A 15297-nucleotide genomic window follows, 5' to 3' on the forward strand; every position below is an offset into this window, starting at 1 on the left:
GAGCTAAACCGCAGCTCGCCGGCTGCTCCAAGAACAAGCAGCGATGGAACTCTGATGCAATCAGCAGCGCAACAACTGGAACGCCTGAGCAACGCCTGGAATGAACCGGAGATCAATCTCACAGCCATCAAGCGCTGGCTGGGGCAATTTCCTGTGGATGATCAACCAATCGCCATCCGCCTTCTGGAGTGCATGGAACTCCACAGCTGGGCGCGCATGCTTCGTGAATGTCGGTTACTCCATCAGCGCCTCTGCATGGATCTTCGTGACGACGGCTTTGATGTGGAAGGGTTCAGCGACATCGACTTCACAAGAGCATTCGTCTGCAAGAGCGGAGACATGGCTTCATACGTCTACCGAAAAGCGAATAGGCTCTCTGTCAACCACTTCAAAACTATCGAGGCCCTGCATCAGAGTCACCTCGATCGCAGCAAGAGAGCGATCGTCATCTTGGATGACTACATCGGCACAGGGTCTCAATTCATTTTTCAGTTCCTGGGGCGTAGCGAGGCGAATACAGCTCTGATCAGTGCCTACAAACGCGCGCGTCTTTGTTCTTTAGTCGTCCACGACGATGCCCGAACCAAGTGGCGCTTGCTTCAGCGCCACTGCATCGAAGACGTGATGGCGATGGAAGAACGGCAGCTGGAGTGCGTTGACTTCCGCCTCGAACGCAAGGCTCTGATTCAAACCCTCTCCAGGGTGGACTGGCGCAAAGCTGGATTAATTGCAGCCCAACGGGACTTTCCAGTGATGGCTCACCCAGCCCTTACAGCGGAAGAGCGCATCACGATGCGCCAGTTCCTCAATGATTGCTCTTGCGAGGAAGAGGCGGGGACCACGGAATTCCTCCTCGGGCATCATTCTTTCTTTTACGGAGCACCGAATGCCTTAGCGAGGGTGCTCCTTCCACTGTTCAAACGAGTCGAAGATTTCACGATCTACCCCAAGGAATCCCTGAGAGGCTTACCTGCCGAGATCATCGACTACGACATCGAAAATCCAAAGCCGATCACACCGCTTTAGGCAACGATCCGAGGCCGATGAGCCCGCTCAATCATGGGGCCAGAAAAGCGAGGACGTCCTGCTCGCGCGGTTGTGGATCAATGGCACCGGCACCGCCACAAACGAGTGCACCGCACGCTGCTGCAAAGCGCAACCGGTCGTTCACCGGTCGATCCCAATAGTGCAACAGTCCAGCAGTGAAGGCATCCCCTGCACCCGTGGTGTCGACCACCTGAGATGGATGAAACACCGGCATGTTGCCCATCTGCTTCTCGATCCACCAGCGAACGGGTTCAGCTCCGTCGGTCACCACAACATCGGGCTCTTGGGGAAGAGATGCAGCAATCGCAACAGGATCATCATGACCGAAAAACCACAACGCCTCCTCTCGGGCCAACTTGATCAGGGAGGCCTGCTCCAACAACGGCTTGATCACCGCCAATGCATCAGCGGTAGGACCAGCCGCTGGATCCGCCTCGGGATCCCAGAATGTGGGACGCCAGTTCACATCCAAAGCGAGCGCAAGACCCGCCGCCTTTGCCTGAGCCAACACCCACAGCAAAGCTTCGGCGGACGCCGTAGTCGCCAATGGAATCGTGCCCACTAACAACCAACGGGCCTGCTTCGACACACCAGTCCAGACCGTTTCCAAGCCGGAACAATCCAGCATCTGGTCAGCAAACCCCAGGCTCTGATCTCCTGCAAAACCCTGAAAAACCCTTTCACCATTGGCATGACGTCGCACCAAGACCACCCGACTTGGTCGGCTTGGATCGGATTGAAGGGCTTGCACATCAACACCACGCCGCTGGAACAACGCCCGAAAGTCCGCGCCGATCGCGTCCTCACCGAGTCGACCAATCAGGCCCACGGCGGTGCCGAGCCGAGCGAGTGCACAGGCCACGTTGGCGGGTGCACCACCTAAGCGATCATCACAAGCTTCCGGTGCAGCCGTAGCGTGATCCCCCCCCAGGGGACCAAGCCGATCCACCAACGCCTCACCCAGACACAACACTCGCGGAGCCAAAGCAGAACCTTCAGCCATTGGGACAGGGCGGCTGACTTCAGGCTGGCCAAAGACAACAGCAACGACAACCGTTTTTACACAATCAACTCATCCGTGGCAAATCCTTCAACAACGCCGCAATTATTTTGGCGTTCGCTGCAGGGAAGGGATAGTCAGCCAAACACTGCGGGCTCACCCAACGCACCTGCTGACTCGCCAATGGCTGCGGTTCACCGCTGATCCATTGGCAAAGGTGCACCACAAACCGCAGCTTTTTATGGCTGTAAGCGTGCTCAACGCTGATCAGCTCCTCCCCCACAGCCACCTCAATCGCCAATTCCTCCCGCAATTCACGAGAGATGGTCTCCACGATCAGCTCTCCCTGCTCCTGTTTCCCGCCGGGAAACTCCCAGAGGCCACCGAGCAGTCCCTCATTGAGACGTTGATCAATCAGCACCTCACCGGCTTCGTTCAGCACAACACCGACACCAATCACTTGAAAGGGAACAGCTCGAGGGGTGTCTTTCACGGGATAGCGACCAACATCGCCAGCAGCGTAAGCAGCGCAATGTTTCTGCCAAGGACAGACCCCGCAGTTTGGTGAATGGGGAGTGCAAACGGTGGCCCCCAGATCCATCAGCGCCTGATTGAGATCACGAGCACGGCTGGGTACGGCTGCAACAAGAGCCTCACTCCATTGCCAACACAAAGCCTGATCACGTGCTGGAGGTCTGGGATGGGCTTGAAGCCGTGCCAAGACCCGGCGCACATTGCCATCAAGAATCGCCAACGGGCTGTTGAAAGCAGAAGAAAGAATCCCAGCTGCAGTGGTGCGGCCAATCCCAGGGAGGCCCATCCAGCAGTCAAGATCCTTTGGCCAAGCCAAGAGCCTCGTGCTTGACGCAGGAGCGATCTGATCAAGCAATGGCTTTGCTCCAGACAAAAGACGGCGGGCTCGCGAGTAGTAACCAAGCCCCTGCCACAACAGCAAAACATCGTGTTCACGCGCCTCCGCCAGTCGTTCAATCGAGGGGAAAGCCTCCATCCAGCGCTCCCAGTAAGGCAACGCCACCTGCAACTGGGTCTGTTGCAGCATCACCTCGGCAATCCAGCACTCCAGGACATTGAGATGTTCATGGGGCTCGGGCCACCTTCCGTCCTTGGTGAACATCCACGGCTTCAGCGCAGGATCCTTCCGGCCGTGGACTTCCCACCAGGCCAGCAGGGAGTGACTGAGCTCAGCCGCTAGAGGACTGAAGTCGCGATGCTCAGCGCTGCGTCGTTGACCCATCAGGCAGCGACCCAAGCCTGGTCACTGCCCAGCAGCTTTCCCGACAAACCCAAGCGCTGCAGGATCCGACCGATCTGCGCCGGAGCCAGTGGCTTTCCCGTGCTGCTGAGCTTGCCAACCCCTGCAAGCGCATCAGCCATGGCCCTGTAGCTCAAGCCTGCACGAACCATTGGCTCAAGAACCCCGCGCAGTCCCTCCGCCTCAGCAATGGCCTTCTGCTTGCGCTCCGACGCCTTCTGAGCAGCACCTTCCCGGTACCCCCCAAGACACACGCCTCGGGCCTTGGCCGCGGCCAACGCTTCTTTAGTTCGCTCGCTGATCCGACGTGCCTCGAACTCAGCAACGCTGGCCATCATCGTGAGAACCATCCGACCAGCACTGGTGGTGGCATCAATGTCTGGCAAGTCGCAGAAGATGAAGCCACCCATCCCGTTCTTTTCTGCCTCGTTGGCGAGCTTCAAGACGAAGCCAGCATCACGAGCCAGACGATCGATCTTGGCAACAGCAATGACAGCCTTCTCCGCGCGAGCCTGAGCCAGAGCCGCGGCCAACTGAGGACGATCGTTCTTCCGACCGCTCTCAACCTCCACGAATTCAGCCGCAATCACAGCCCCCCGCTCGGAAGCCATTACTTCAACCTTGGCCCGCTGCGCTTCGAGGCCCAGGCCGGAGTTTCCCTGGCGATCTGTACTGACCCGGTAGTAGGCCAGCCAACGACTCGGACTCAGAGGACGATCAGGCAAAGACAACGGGAATCCAGTCGGTTGTTCCACAAGTCTACGTCGGTTGAACCTGTAACAGCGAACTTTATCGATGGGTAGTCAGCGCATGCCATGAAGGCCGACGCTGAACTCAATAAAGCCCCGAGTTATCCACCTTCAGAGCTACCGAGTTCTCCAGCACGATTCGTGCTGTCTGCGCATCGATGCCAGCAAGAGCCTGGAACTGGTCTGGACAAAGCTCAACTCGCGATAATGCGGAGCTTGATCTCATTTGTCTCCTAAAGGAATCCATGAAGGCTTCGCGTTTTGCGCACCTGTGTTCAACTGCCTTGCGACAGAGCTTGGTCGGAGCCTTCGTGGTCGTCTCACTGTTCTGGGTGATTCAACCGGTTGAGGCGCATGGTGATGCGAAAGGGGATGGTGAGATGCCCGTCACTAGTGGTGCGACCGGGCCACAGATAACGGTGTATCGATCGGCGAGTTGCGGTTGCTGTACGTCATGGGGATCCCACATCGCTTCAGCGGGATACCGCATTGAGGACCATGTCACCGAGGACATGGATGCCGTGAAGAAGGCGCGTGGTGTCAGTCCGCAACAGGCTTCTTGTCACACCGCTGTGGTGGAGGGATACGTGATCGAAGGGCATGTGCCTGCTTCTGCGATCCACCGTCTTTTGTCGGAACGGCCCAATATCCGTGGCCTGGCAGTTCCAGGGATGCCAATGGGTTCCCCTGGGATGGAGGTGGCAGGCGTTGAGGCTGAACGTTTCGAGGTGCTCGCTATTGCCCATGACGGAACAACCTCCGTCTTTGCGCGCTACTGAGCGGTTTCAGGGAGACCGCTACAGAGAATGAGGTGTCATCGCGATGGCTTCAAGAGCATTGCCGCACCTGAGATGGTCACGATGACGGTGAGCCCACCCAAGAGCATTGGATAGACGGGCTGAAGGTTCAGAACACCGAAATTTCCGGTGTGGATCTTGAGCAGCCAAAAGGCATCAATGCCTTGCTCTAAGAGCAAGCTGTAGAGAGATCCCGTACCGGCGGTGATCAGCAACGGAACAGCGGCGATTGGAACCAGCCAACGGTGAATCTTGCGTGCTCGCCGTGAAAGCGGACGTTGGTTCATAGCTTGCGAAGTTGGCGGTGGAGTTCACGCTCATCTGCGCAGGGCATCCACTTTCCGTTGTTCTGATGCAGCGTATTGCAACCAATCTCACTGGCACGTTGTTGCGCGTCAGCTTTGGATTGGTAGATGCCTTTGCTGTGAGCATGGCTGGCCATGGGATGGACAACGAAAGCAGCGACGAGGGCGAATGAGATGGAGATCCATCCCATCATCGTTGTGGTGAAGGCATTAAAAGTGATTGCTTTCACAGCGCGAAAAGGCCATCAAATTTGTAGTAGTCCGGCTTATTCAGTCCTCCGCTTTGCAGCATCTTGCGGAGTTCGATGATCTCTTTGCGCTGGGCGACGATGATCTCGCGCGCCAGGCGAAGGACGGTGGGGTTGGTGGAGTTTTGCCGAGCCTCATGTGCCATCTGAAGTGCGCCTCCATGGTGCTCAATCATTCCCTCTAAGAACCACTGCACCCTGTTGTCGCGCGTTGGCTTCGTTCCCGACATGCGCATCGCGGCAATCACATCAGGACTCATGCGCACCAGATCTGCCATGGAGTTGGGGTCCCCGTTAGGGCGCAATGCCACGGGATAAACCGGTGCATCCGGATACCAGGCCTTGCGCCATTGGCGCATCGCCTTGATCTCACGGGCCTGTTCGTCCCAGATGCTGTTCGCAAGGGCTCCCACCCCAGGGGCGCCGATATTGAAGACGTACTCACTCATCCGCAACGCCCCGGTGTGATGCTCGACCATGCCATCGATAAAGCGCAGGTCGTAGGTGCTGCCTGCTGGTCCCATGCCATGGGCATGGTGCTGATGGTTGCCGGAATGGGGGGGTGCAGCCTCTTTCGTTTTTTCAGGTGCTGGGTGATGCATTTGGTCCATTTGGGCCAATGCGACTTGAGGGGGCAGTGCCGAGATGGCGGCCAGAGCAAAAGCGATTCGACGCATGGAAAGAACAATCACGTCGCTATCGTGGAGTCTCCAGTAAGTGGAGAGTCAACCCTTCGTGCCTAAAGCGCCTGGCGATCTACTCAAGATTGGAGTTGTCTCTGCAAGAAGCAACATTTCGGTGAAAACGATTCGTTTTTATTGTGATGAAGGTTTATTGCTGCCAGTATCACGTACCGATTCCAGATATCGATTGTTTGATGAGTCTGTTTTTGACGATCTTAGTCTAATCCTTCGTCTGCGGGCCATGGACTTGCCTCTTGATTTGGTGAAACAAGTAATTCAGGCACAGCGATCTGGAATCTGTACTTGCAGTGATCTCAAGACCACGATGCGCGAAAAATTAAGCGAGATTCATGAGCGCCTGGATGAATTGAAGGTGCTGGAGACTGAGATCAAAACGATGTTGAAGAGCTGGGAGCCTTGTGGCGGGGCTTGATCAGTCGTACGAGTATCGCAGTGTTCAGGCTTCAATCAAAATATTTCCCATCATGCCGAGATCCTCGTGATCAAAAACGTGGCAATGATAAACGCTTTTTCCTCCAAAGTCGTTGAAGCGGGTGCGCGCTTGGACGGTTTCTACATGCTGCACAAAAGGCCGCATCGAGGCCAGCCTCATCAATCCATCGCATGGAAGACCTTAGAGCTGAACGCCGGAGGTTTTCTGGAGCCAGATGGCGCTGACGGGGACCAGCTTCAAGAAGCTCTCATGCTGTGTTCACTCCATCTTTCCGTCAAAAGTCTTCGTTAGTTCGAAAAATCTTCAAGCAGCCCTGCGACCCCAAGAGCCGTCGCCTCGATGTTCATGGCACCCTCCAAGGCCTTGCAGGCCGCGGCCATTACGGAAGGAAGCTCACGCCCTTGGAGAACGGTGCCAGCTTCCAGGTGATGCCTGACGCTGCGCTCGACCATCGCCAGTAGCTCTTCAGCTCGATCTCCAACGGTGCGAGCTCGTGCGAGCTGCTCTTGTCGGAACGTCTCAAGCTGGTATTTGCAGCGCTCAAGGTCCTCCTTCGTTCGTGCCTCTGATGCCTGCTGAAGCATCCCGGAGTCGTAGTCAGCCAGACGCTCGTTCCAGCGCCACTGTTCTGCTCGTCGGCGCAGGGTTGATTCAGAGCAGCCCACAACATCCGCTGTCTGACTGAACTGACGACTGGGGCCAAAGTCTCGATGCAGCAGGAGCTGCTCGAAGGCATCTGCGGGCTCACCAGGGAGTTGTGGGAAGGAGTTCATCGACTTGTGCGCTTTCCAACAGGCTTCCAACGGGCTTCAAGCAGCGTCATCGAGCTTCATCCGGAAGAGCCAAACCATTCGGATTGGTGGTGATTTTGTAGCTGCTCAGAGTGATCTAGCGGGCAGCATTCCCAGCGAAGTGGACGTCCTCCAGTCGCCTCCCACTGCTTCTCGATGAAGGCTCTACGCCTTCTCTCCATCCATCCTGAGGATCTATTGGGTTGGCCCTTGTAAAAGGAATCAAGATCGGTTCTAAAGGAAGCCAAGAGAGAGAGGTAACTACTCCAGGCTTCCGGTTGTTATCGACATTCCGAACGAACCTGAACAAGCCCAGGTAACTTGAAGGGTTGGCATTTCGAGGTAGTTGCCACCGCTTCGGAACACTTGCAACGAGAACAACAACTGCTCTCTTGCCACTTCTGTGGCGAACTTAAACAACCTCAGGAGTAGCTCCCTGAGCCGGATAGCCACCTCGTTTGGGTTCATTGGCCCTGTGTGTGCGAGGTGGTCGGTCCGGACCTTCCTCACACACAAACCCAATGCGCAAGAACTTTCAGGGCCTCAGGCCCCACACAACTGAGCAACTCAGAGCCGAGTTAGTTGTCGACCATCTGATTAATCTTGACGATTACATCCGCGGAGCGATCACGCTTGGCGCTGATGAAGGCTGGCGTGAGGCGTTAAATCGCAAGGCACAGGAGCAGATCAAGGAGGTCAAAGAAAATCTCAACCTGCGCCCTAACGAGGTCGCCTGGGAAGAGCGCTCCATCACTCGCAAGACGGACTACAGGTTCCGAGAAACTCCGCCCGAGAACTGGAACATCTACAGCGTCGGGATGACCAACAAAGGCGTGCTTCTGACCGGACTGCACTTTGCAGGCCAACGCAAGCACCCCAGCATCCGCACCCGAGAGAAGGGTGAAGTTCGCTTCGACTGCACCGGCACCCAGGTGAAGGTCTACCTCCCGCCGTTGACGTGGGAGTACGCCTTGCATCTGCTGGATCATCACGGGTTCATCTGCACTCGGGAGGAGTACACCCCGGAGATGGCATGGCAGTTCATCTTCAGTAACCCGGCGGTCCCCATCTGGGTCGAGGAATCAGCCCTTAAGGCGTTGTCTGCGACCTCCCATGGTCAGCTCGCCGTCGGCATTAACGGCATCAACTCAGCAGGGCAAAAGACCCGATCAGATCGCCTCCGTGTGCCCCTGCAGAAGCTCGCGAAGGGTGGCCGTCGGATGATTGTCAGGTTTGACAACGGCAGCAACTCTGAGCGCGCTGCGCAGCGAGTAGCAGGGCAGCTGAATCGAGCTGGAGCTGATGCCAACTGGTTCACCTGGACAGATCCAGGCAAGGCCAAGACGGACGACTACTTCGCGGCGAAGGGCAAGGCACTGGTCGCCGGCACGTTTGACCGCTCAGCCGATCAAACCGACAGCTTCAACCTGAACGAGGGTCAAAAGGGCCATTACTCCCGACTGAAGGGCAACTGGCGGACGACCACGATCGATCGCGAGTTCGAGCCGGAGGACCTGGTCAAGGCGCGGATGCAGGGGCGAATTATCGCCCTGGAGGGCCCCACGGGTACTGGCAAGACCAAGGCCTCAGTCGGTGCCATTGACCTGATGGAGCAGGCCCTGGGCCACAAGGTCATCGTGCTGGGTCTGTATCACCGTGCCTCGCTGGTCCACAAAGGCGCTGCTGAGTTCGGTGTCAGGGACCTCAGCTCATCCAGAGGCACGTTTGAGCGTGAACGTGGAGAGCGCAGGGACGGTCTGTTCTGCTGCTGCGAATCGATCAAGAAGGACAGCGGCGAGTTGGACATGTGGAGATGGAGCCACGACCTGGAGGAGAACCCCAGGCCAGCTGTGCTGTTCCTTGACGAGCTCACCCAAGCAACCCTGCATCTGCTCCTGGACGGGACTGACGGGATGAGAGACAGCAGGCGTGAGGCGATCCGGTCAGTTGAACGGTTGATACGAAACCCAGAGCTCATCATCATCGCTGCTGAAGCGGGCATAGGCGACATCGAGCTGGAATGGCTACAGGCGCTGTCTGGTGTTCAACCTCAGGTCATCAACACCACGTTTCGCCGGCAGTCCGACCTGTTCTATGGCGCCGCTACTGCTGACAACATCGACAAGCTCCAGCAGCTGTGCGGACAGACCATCGATCAAGGCCAGCAGGTCTGGCTCTCGATGGGCGAAGCAGAGTCACTGAAGAAATTCAGCGCACCTTTTTCTCGCAGCTTTCTGATCCACAGCGACAACTCCTCATCCTTGGAGGTCGCTGAACTGATGTCCAACACCAATGCGGTCGCAGGTCAGTACACCTTGGTCGGATACAGCCCATCTGTGGTCTCTGGCATCTCGTATGAGGCCTCAACCGTTGGCATCGCTGCTTGTGTGCAGCAATTCGCGATGGCCCCCCAAGACGCCATGCAAGCCGTCGCCAGGGCACGAAGCGCAGATCGGCGGATCATGCTGTCGCCTGTCTCAGCACCGATGGCAAAGATCGGAACTGGGCGGACATCACAAGAAGAGGTCAGCCGTGCCAGGTTCACTGCGATCGACCCGAAGATGCAGGAGCTCTACCGAGACCACCTGAAAGGCGTTGACCCGGCAACCGTGCGCTACTCAGTCGCCCTCGAAGCTCGGGTCAACTATGAGGCCGTCAATAACGAGCACGTGTTGGCATGCCGCCTCAAGGATCAGGGCTACACGCTCCGGCCGTTTGACGAGCTGATCAGCGACAACGCTGTTGTTATCCCGAAGGCTCAGCGGGATAAACAGAAAAAGCAGGCTGAACTGAGCCGCCGGACCCAGCTGATCCATGAGGTCATGACTGGTCAGAAGACCATTGACCAGGCCAACTCAGAGGCCAGTAGGGAGACCAAGAACGGCATTTGGGTGGACCTGGCAGCGGTAGACCCCAGCCATGCCTATGTGTGGATGCTGCGCGTCAGGGTGCATGACCTGATCGCTGCAAGGTCATTCACTGTCGATAGCGCTGAGTTCCGCGCGATGGCAGCAGAGGTGCAGAGCCTGAATAAGCACGAGGCACGGGAACTGCGAGACATCCTCGGTGGCCGCGTCACCATTCCTGGACCAGACGACGACGTCCCCGCAACGTTCGCCAAGGCGCTGCTCAAGGTGGCGGGGTTCACCACCCAGAGGCAGAGGCTCCAGGTTGATGGCGTCCGTACCTACCGCTTTGAGGTGATCGCGTTGGAGCTGTCCCCATTCTTGTAGTGGGGTCTATAGATCTACACACCCCACTACAAAAACAGGGCAACGTCCAACATCTTTCCAGTCCATAGAGTCGCCACACTCAGCTCGAAGCAAAGAAGACTGTTGATAACTCGAACAGAGCGCCTTCAGGGAACTGCTGAAGCTCACGCTTGTTTTCATTGTCGTCCCTCGCTTCTATCGCCTCCAAGATCAACTTCGTAACCAAGCTCTGATGCACGGAAGCGAGCAATCTCTTGGAGACCAGCCACAACCTCTGGGGGGAAGACAGGCCGCGGAAACTTGCCAGGCTCCTTGATCACCCCTCCTCGTCCTGTCACCAGTTGATTGAACCAAGTCTTGCCAGCGAACAAGAAGGCAAAGCCGCGCTCGTAACCCATCGCTCGCAGGGCATGCAGCTCTCCAAGCGCAGTCCCCCAGGAATCCGTCGGAAACCCATTGGGACCAAGCCGGTTGTAGTGAAGCTGAATCGAGTCTCCACTCATGACCCAAGAAATACCGAGCTGCTGAAGCCAAGAGTTGAACTGCATCCGTTTGGGAATCTCTTGAAGCCCATGCTGAAGAAACTGGGACACGATCTCGACTGTGTCCTGCGCCTTCAGCACAGGGTCCTGAGGGCGTAACTCGCTGAGCCTGTAGTTCAACTCAGAAATCTCTCGCTCGAGCTCTAGAACTTGCTCACGCGCCTGAGAGATGGCACCGGTCAGAACAGAGACCTGAATCTCGTTGGGCAGCTCCTTCGTCAGCTCTTCAGCAAGACGATGTTCACCGCGCTGAATCCTTCCACTGAGCTCCTGAAGCTGATCGTTTGCAGTACGGATCTGCCTGCTCAAATCCTCCACTTCCGGCCCCATCTGGATGGGGAAGAGGTTCTGCCAGTCGGCCAACGACAAGGTCGCCATCAGCATCGCCTCGGCCTCATCCAAAGGAAGATTGATGGTCGGCGACTTCCGCCAAGCACCAAGCTGCTCACGACATCGCGTCGCACCCTGCTTTGCGACCGCACCAGCACTGTCAGAACAGGTGACATAACCGGGATGCCCGGGTCTGGCGTATCGACCGGCCGCCCTGTAAGTCAACAGAGACCCACAACCCGCGCAACGGACCAAACCACTGAACAGGAAGTGAACTTTCCGCGCCTTGGTGGTTGAACGCTTCCGATCACGCGTTGCCTTCGCCCGTTGGGCTCTTGTGAAGGTCTCCTGATCAACAACAGAGGGGTAATAACCCGGTATCTCATGGCTGTTTTTGCGCTGCAACAAGCCGGTGACAGCGGGGTCCCTTAACCGTTGACTCACTTGACCACGGTTCCAACGACCGTCCTTAGATGCAGGAGGGGCTGCATAGCCCTCCGTATTCAGCTCATCGGCAATCTGCGTCTGGCCCATCCCCGCCAGGCACATCTTGAACATGGCCTCGATCGACTTGGCGTAGCCGTTTAAGCGAAATGGGTTGTCAGGCAACGACTCATCCCGGTCAATCCAGTAGGGATTGCGATGCCGCGGCCTCTCACCACGATCCTGCGCCTCGTAAATCTTGCGCCACCCACCACGAGACCATTTCGACTTCTCGTCGCTCTCGGCATGAGCCTGTGCGAAGAGGAACGACAGCATGGCGAGGTCTTGGGCCCCAGTCGTCTCTCTGAACAAAGGAGAGCCACCCTGATAGCTGCAGACCGCAAACCCAAGCCCCTGCCCCCAGACATCCCGGATCAGAGACTCCAGTGCATCCAGAGGCTCTTGCCTGGAGAAGCGCCTGTGATCCTCAACGACCAGCACGGACCCCTTCGGGATAGAACCGGAGCGAGCTGCCTCTAGAAACCGCCCCAGCGCCCCTTGGGTGCGGTTCCGGCCGGTGTAAGCGCTGACGCCTGGATCGAGAAGTTCCTCAGCAAGACGAAAGTCGGGATGCCTGCGCATCCAATCCTTTAGAGCCTCCTCCTGGCGCTGCAGACCTGACTTATCGCCTTGTGCCTGGCCACCACTGGAAACGCGGCGATAGGAATAAGCCAGCGCCATGGAGAGGCTTGCCCGACACAGACAAGCTAGTCACCTATGCCGCAGAGCACCGCATCACCTCCGCGATCCAAATGCCATAGGGAGACAACATCTGATTTGGCAGCGGCCAGGCTTGATCAGCGGTGAACATCCATGGTTTCTGCAGCGGATCTCTTCGGCCATCCACCTGCCACCACTCCAGCAAGAGCAAACTCCTCTCCTGGGTGACAAGAGACAAGTTCCCTGGGTCCGTAGCAGCGGGGGGCACGATGGTGGTGATGCGAGAAAACCATGGTGCACTGGCTAGCGGTTCTGGCGCCTTTCGCTCTCTGGCTTGGTGCGGGCTTTGTCGAACCAGCCAGAAGCAAGCCAGAAGCTCAGGAGCTGAAGCAGCTGAACCGCTCAGCGACGCATGCCGACCGCAACTGGCGCGCCTTTTGGAGGCATCACCTGGGAGATTGGAGAGGAAGCTGGACGCGCTATACCCCCTCCGGCAAGGTCAAGGAGACCTTCGCGAGCTCACGACTCTTCAGGGCAGACCCAGCCAAGAGTGAGATTGTCCAGGTGAATCGCTACCGCTATGCAGACGGGCGTTCGATCGAGAAAACGTGGGCATTCAACATCAAGGATCACAGTCAAGCGGATGGATTTGCCCATCCCGCCAGCGACGCCATGCGTGGTTTAGCCCTCGACAACGGCGCTGCGGCCTGGCTGATTCCCACCCTCAAACCCAACAAGTTCGCGCCCTTTGAACTCTTTCTCAAGCGTGGAGACATTCGCCACAGCGTCGGAGTGCTCTACGGGAAGAATGGTGAATTGCTGCGAACAGCCAGCATTAGAGAAAAGCGCGGAAGCCAATCAGACATCGACTGGACAGACACCGTTGTCCAAGTAGAGCCTTGGAATCCCGTTGGCCGCTGGAAAGGTGAGCAGCGACAGATCCAAGCCAATCTCTCCCGCGTTCCCGTGCAGAGCTCCGATTGGCAGTGGATAGACAACCACCAGACCAACCACTTCTTACCGGATCGAATCATCCTGCGCTGTCCTGAGCGAATCACCCCGGGGCAAGCCTTCTTCATTCGCGTGATCTGGCTAGTGGATGACGGTGAGCTCCAGACGATCACAGCTCACTACAACAGCGAGTTTCAATTAATGGCTGTGACGCACCACGCGCTCACACCCGAAAGCTGATCATGGGCCACACCTTAAGATTTGCGGTCAAACCACGGATTGGACTGCGTCTTACCGGGAAAGCGCTGCCGGTGATGACACTCACCTGGGACGCACTTCAAGGAATTAAAACGTTGTGCGATTGGTCGTGGCCCCAGGCCCTGCGAGTGCTTCCTTGCGAAGCTGTTGGACCAAACCGTTGCGTTTGAGCTGGCTAATCGAAAGATTGATTCGCTTCACCGTTTCAGGATTGAGCTCAGGGGACAAAGCAAATCCTTGAAGCTCAGGGCGGATCCCAGACATCGCCAAAACAGGGATGATTCCTGCAGAAGCCGCATGAGACTGGAGATAACGAAGCTGCAACTCGTCTGCCAGCACCGCATTCACGCGACCATCCTTGACCGCCACCAAGGAATCGCGAATCGACTCGATAGGTACACGACCAGGCTGAGATTGACGCGAAGAAGCCGTCAACCGAATTCCAATCTCCTTCAATAACTCTTCACTCACAGTTCCCGATTTATAGCCAATACGCATACCTGATAATTCATCAAAAGAACTCAAACGACGACTGGCTAAACCCTGTGCCTCTTGAACTAATTCCACAGTGAGAAACCCCACCAAAACTGCACTGGAAATATTGCGAACGACATAGCCCGCTATTAACACAGCGCGGCCTCTGGACGTATTAATAATCTCCGCATCTCCCTCCCCAGTCAGAATAATCGTAAATATTTTGACAAATCGATGCAAGCGACCCTTCCCCCCATATTTGACCAATCTCGAATAATCTTCAACCCACCAAACAAGTGCACTCATCACAAACAACGACAATGTCAAAAGGGCGACCATCCGCAACAACGAAGGGCTGAGCATCGCTGCAAGAAAAGCTCGACTCAAGCTGAACGGATCATTGGCAACCATGACCGCCTGGCCATCTTCCTGAAAAGGCAAGCTAAATCTATAATTGCGAAGTCGGTTAGGGCTTAAATTAATACATTCAACAGCCACATCAAGGTCATTAGTACGAGTCGCATCCAACATCGATGCAATGGAAGGCATCCGAATCAGCCTGTAATGAAGATTCTCGCGCTGTGCAACTTGCGTCCAAAGTTCGACAGCCAGACCCTTCCAGATACCAGATTCGCGATAACTGCAGGGCTGACTTCCATCAACGACACCGACCCGTAAAACTCGCGGTTCTGCCAAACCAGCCACAGGAACGCATACACTCCAGCCAAGCAGCAGAGAAGCAGCAATTAAGAAGCGACGCCTAAAGAGTTGATTCATTCTCAACCCACGAACAACTTTCCCCATAAATCATTCCGACACGAAAGCACTGATCTTCAAAACGTTAATTCCCACAAGCCGCTAGTAAAATAATACAATCACAGACGCAATGCAAGCTGGCAAGCAACTAGATACCGGCGCAAATACATTGCAAATTACTTGATCACCAATATCCGAGAACCTTTATTGATGCCTACAAAAATATTTAACTTGCAAGAGTGAGGCATAAAAAATAAGACACTCAGCTCAATTCACCTGAGCCT

The 15297-nt window shown here is 56.3% G+C and carries 18 protein-coding genes; 6 read left to right on the forward strand and 12 right to left on the reverse strand.

The features are described from left to right. Window positions 1-54: 54 nt before the first annotated feature. A complete protein-coding gene (locus SYN8016DRAFT_RS08290) occupies window positions 55-1026 on the forward strand; it encodes a hypothetical protein (RefSeq protein WP_006853910.1) in 972 nt (323 codons plus the stop codon). Window positions 1027-1057: 31 nt separating this feature from the next. On the opposite strand, the gene SYN8016DRAFT_RS08295 is transcribed toward SYN8016DRAFT_RS08290, so the two are convergent. The 3 genes from SYN8016DRAFT_RS08295 to SYN8016DRAFT_RS08305 all read right to left on the reverse strand — a co-directional run bounded on the left by SYN8016DRAFT_RS08295 (window position 1058) and on the right by SYN8016DRAFT_RS08305 (window position 4051). Further along, a complete protein-coding gene (locus SYN8016DRAFT_RS08295) occupies window positions 1058-2050 on the reverse strand; it encodes a carbohydrate kinase (RefSeq protein ID WP_006853911.1) in 993 nt (330 codons plus the stop codon). Window positions 2051-2114: 64 nt separating this feature from the next. Then, the gene (gene mutT / locus SYN8016DRAFT_RS08300) at window positions 2115-3302 is read right to left on the reverse strand and encodes an 8-oxo-dGTP diphosphatase MutT (RefSeq protein WP_006853912.1); all 1188 of its coding nucleotides are present in this window, start codon (window positions 3300-3302) and stop codon (window positions 2115-2117) included. Next, window positions 3302-4051, reverse strand: coding sequence for a recombinase family protein (locus tag SYN8016DRAFT_RS08305; RefSeq protein WP_236629520.1), 750 nt, complete (start codon window positions 4049-4051; stop codon window positions 3302-3304). The genes mutT and SYN8016DRAFT_RS08305 overlap by 1 nt, the downstream gene beginning before the upstream one ends. 263 nt (window positions 4052-4314) lie before the next feature. Here SYN8016DRAFT_RS08305 and SYN8016DRAFT_RS08310 point away from each other — a divergent pair, with 263 nt between their 5' ends. After that, on the forward strand, window positions 4315-4848 hold the full coding sequence (locus SYN8016DRAFT_RS08310; RefSeq protein WP_083825902.1) for a DUF411 domain-containing protein: 534 nt from the start codon (window positions 4315-4317) through the stop codon (window positions 4846-4848). 35 nt (window positions 4849-4883) lie between these two features. Here the strand turns inward: SYN8016DRAFT_RS08310 and SYN8016DRAFT_RS08315 are convergent, their stop codons facing one another. Both SYN8016DRAFT_RS08315 and SYN8016DRAFT_RS15780 read right to left on the reverse strand, forming a co-directional pair. Continuing rightward, a complete protein-coding gene (locus SYN8016DRAFT_RS08315; RefSeq protein ID WP_006853915.1) occupies window positions 4884-5153 on the reverse strand; it encodes a hypothetical protein in 270 nt (89 codons plus the stop codon). Further along, a complete protein-coding gene (locus SYN8016DRAFT_RS15780) occupies window positions 5150-5239 on the reverse strand; it encodes a DUF3721 domain-containing protein (RefSeq protein ID WP_244278994.1) in 90 nt (29 codons plus the stop codon). The genes SYN8016DRAFT_RS08315 and SYN8016DRAFT_RS15780 overlap by 4 nt, the downstream gene beginning before the upstream one ends. Between SYN8016DRAFT_RS15780 and SYN8016DRAFT_RS15955 the strand changes: the two genes are divergently transcribed. Continuing rightward, the gene (locus tag SYN8016DRAFT_RS15955) at window positions 5219-5344 is read left to right on the forward strand and encodes a hypothetical protein (protein WP_255445316.1); all 126 of its coding nucleotides are present in this window, start codon (window positions 5219-5221) and stop codon (window positions 5342-5344) included. The two genes, SYN8016DRAFT_RS15780 and SYN8016DRAFT_RS15955, sit on opposite strands and share 21 nt — an antisense overlap. Window positions 5345-5397: 53 nt before the next feature. Here SYN8016DRAFT_RS15955 and SYN8016DRAFT_RS08325 read toward each other — a convergent pair whose 3' ends face one another. Continuing rightward, window positions 5398-6096 carry a DUF305 domain-containing protein gene (locus SYN8016DRAFT_RS08325; RefSeq protein WP_006853917.1) on the reverse strand — a complete coding sequence of 233 codons (699 nt, stop codon included), beginning with the start codon at window positions 6094-6096 and terminating at the stop codon, window positions 5398-5400. Window positions 6097-6154: 58 nt separating this feature from the next. Here SYN8016DRAFT_RS08325 and SYN8016DRAFT_RS08330 point away from each other — a divergent pair, with 58 nt between their 5' ends. Then, window positions 6155-6535, forward strand: a complete 381-nt coding sequence (locus SYN8016DRAFT_RS08330) for a MerR family transcriptional regulator (protein ID WP_141561451.1) — start codon at window positions 6155-6157, stop codon at window positions 6533-6535. Window positions 6536-6559: 24 nt separating this feature from the next. On the opposite strand, the gene SYN8016DRAFT_RS15160 is transcribed toward SYN8016DRAFT_RS08330, so the two are convergent. The 3 genes from SYN8016DRAFT_RS15160 to SYN8016DRAFT_RS15345 form a co-directional block, all read right to left on the reverse strand. After that, window positions 6560-6715, reverse strand: coding sequence for a multicopper oxidase domain-containing protein (locus SYN8016DRAFT_RS15160; protein WP_006853919.1), 156 nt, complete (start codon window positions 6713-6715; stop codon window positions 6560-6562). 128 nt (window positions 6716-6843) lie between these two features. Further along, window positions 6844-7329 (reverse strand): hypothetical protein, encoded by a 486-nt coding sequence (locus SYN8016DRAFT_RS08340; RefSeq protein ID WP_006853920.1) that lies wholly within the window; start codon window positions 7327-7329, stop codon window positions 6844-6846. 279 nt (window positions 7330-7608) lie between these two features. Further along, window positions 7609-7800 carry a hypothetical protein gene (locus tag SYN8016DRAFT_RS15345; protein WP_136988014.1) on the reverse strand — a complete coding sequence of 64 codons (192 nt, stop codon included), beginning with the start codon at window positions 7798-7800 and terminating at the stop codon, window positions 7609-7611. Window positions 7801-7868: 68 nt separating this feature from the next. Between SYN8016DRAFT_RS15345 and SYN8016DRAFT_RS08350 the strand changes: the two genes are divergently transcribed. Continuing rightward, a complete protein-coding gene (locus tag SYN8016DRAFT_RS08350) occupies window positions 7869-10580 on the forward strand; it encodes a DUF3854 domain-containing protein (RefSeq protein WP_006853922.1) in 2712 nt (903 codons plus the stop codon). A gap of 155 nt (window positions 10581-10735) precedes the next feature. On the opposite strand, the gene SYN8016DRAFT_RS08355 is transcribed toward SYN8016DRAFT_RS08350, so the two are convergent. Both SYN8016DRAFT_RS08355 and SYN8016DRAFT_RS15785 read right to left on the reverse strand, forming a co-directional pair. Continuing rightward, window positions 10736-12595 carry a recombinase family protein gene (locus SYN8016DRAFT_RS08355; protein ID WP_006853923.1) on the reverse strand — a complete coding sequence of 620 codons (1860 nt, stop codon included), beginning with the start codon at window positions 12593-12595 and terminating at the stop codon, window positions 10736-10738. Window positions 12596-12629: 34 nt separating this feature from the next. Then, window positions 12630-12842 (reverse strand): hypothetical protein, encoded by a 213-nt coding sequence (locus SYN8016DRAFT_RS15785; RefSeq protein WP_253909833.1) that lies wholly within the window; start codon window positions 12840-12842, stop codon window positions 12630-12632. Window positions 12843-12865: 23 nt separating this feature from the next. Here SYN8016DRAFT_RS15785 and SYN8016DRAFT_RS08365 point away from each other — a divergent pair, with 23 nt between their 5' ends. Beyond that, entirely contained in the window at window positions 12866-13765 is a 900-nt protein-coding gene (locus SYN8016DRAFT_RS08365) for a DUF3598 family protein (RefSeq protein ID WP_006853924.1), read from the forward strand. Between the two features lie 105 nt (window positions 13766-13870). Here SYN8016DRAFT_RS08365 and SYN8016DRAFT_RS08370 read toward each other — a convergent pair whose 3' ends face one another. Next, complete coding sequence (locus SYN8016DRAFT_RS08370) at window positions 13871-15034, reverse strand: ABC transporter substrate-binding protein (RefSeq protein WP_253909834.1); 1164 nt, start codon at window positions 15032-15034, stop codon at window positions 13871-13873. Window positions 15035-15297: the final 263 nt, after the last annotated feature.

It is taken from the genome of Synechococcus sp. WH 8016 (assembly GCF_000230675.1).
GTDB lineage: Bacteria > Cyanobacteriota > Cyanobacteriia > PCC-6307 > Cyanobiaceae > Synechococcus_C.

Bases quoted from the DNA above. Each gene is read 5' to 3' on its own strand.
- SYN8016DRAFT_RS08365 (WP_006853924.1), top strand. From the start codon at position 12,866: ATGGTGCACTGGCTAGCGGTTCTGGCGCCTTTCGCTCTCTGGCTTGGT.
- SYN8016DRAFT_RS08340 (WP_006853920.1), bottom strand. From the start codon at position 7,329: ATGAACTCCTTCCCACAACTCCCTGGTGAGCCCGCAGATGCCTTCGAG.
- SYN8016DRAFT_RS08325 (WP_006853917.1), bottom strand. From the start codon at position 6,096: ATGCGTCGAATCGCTTTTGCTCTGGCCGCCATCTCGGCACTGCCCCCT.
- SYN8016DRAFT_RS08350 (WP_006853922.1), top strand. From the start codon at position 7,869: ATGCGCAAGAACTTTCAGGGCCTCAGGCCCCACACAACTGAGCAACTC.
- SYN8016DRAFT_RS15160 (WP_006853919.1), bottom strand. From the start codon at position 6,715: ATGAGGCTGGCCTCGATGCGGCCTTTTGTGCAGCATGTAGAAACCGTC.
- SYN8016DRAFT_RS08355 (WP_006853923.1), bottom strand. From the start codon at position 12,595: ATGGCGCTGGCTTATTCCTATCGCCGCGTTTCCAGTGGTGGCCAGGCA.
- SYN8016DRAFT_RS08290 (WP_006853910.1), top strand. From the start codon at position 55: ATGCAATCAGCAGCGCAACAACTGGAACGCCTGAGCAACGCCTGGAAT.
- mutT (WP_006853912.1), bottom strand. From the start codon at position 3,302: ATGGGTCAACGACGCAGCGCTGAGCATCGCGACTTCAGTCCTCTAGCG.
- SYN8016DRAFT_RS08315 (WP_006853915.1), bottom strand. From the start codon at position 5,153: ATGAACCAACGTCCGCTTTCACGGCGAGCACGCAAGATTCACCGTTGG.
- SYN8016DRAFT_RS08370 (WP_253909834.1), bottom strand. From the start codon at position 15,034: ATGAATCAACTCTTTAGGCGTCGCTTCTTAATTGCTGCTTCTCTGCTG.
- SYN8016DRAFT_RS15955 (WP_255445316.1), top strand. From the start codon at position 5,219: ATGCAGCGTATTGCAACCAATCTCACTGGCACGTTGTTGCGCGTCAGC.
- SYN8016DRAFT_RS08310 (WP_083825902.1), top strand. From the start codon at position 4,315: ATGAAGGCTTCGCGTTTTGCGCACCTGTGTTCAACTGCCTTGCGACAG.
- SYN8016DRAFT_RS08295 (WP_006853911.1), bottom strand. From the start codon at position 2,050: ATGGCTGAAGGTTCTGCTTTGGCTCCGCGAGTGTTGTGTCTGGGTGAG.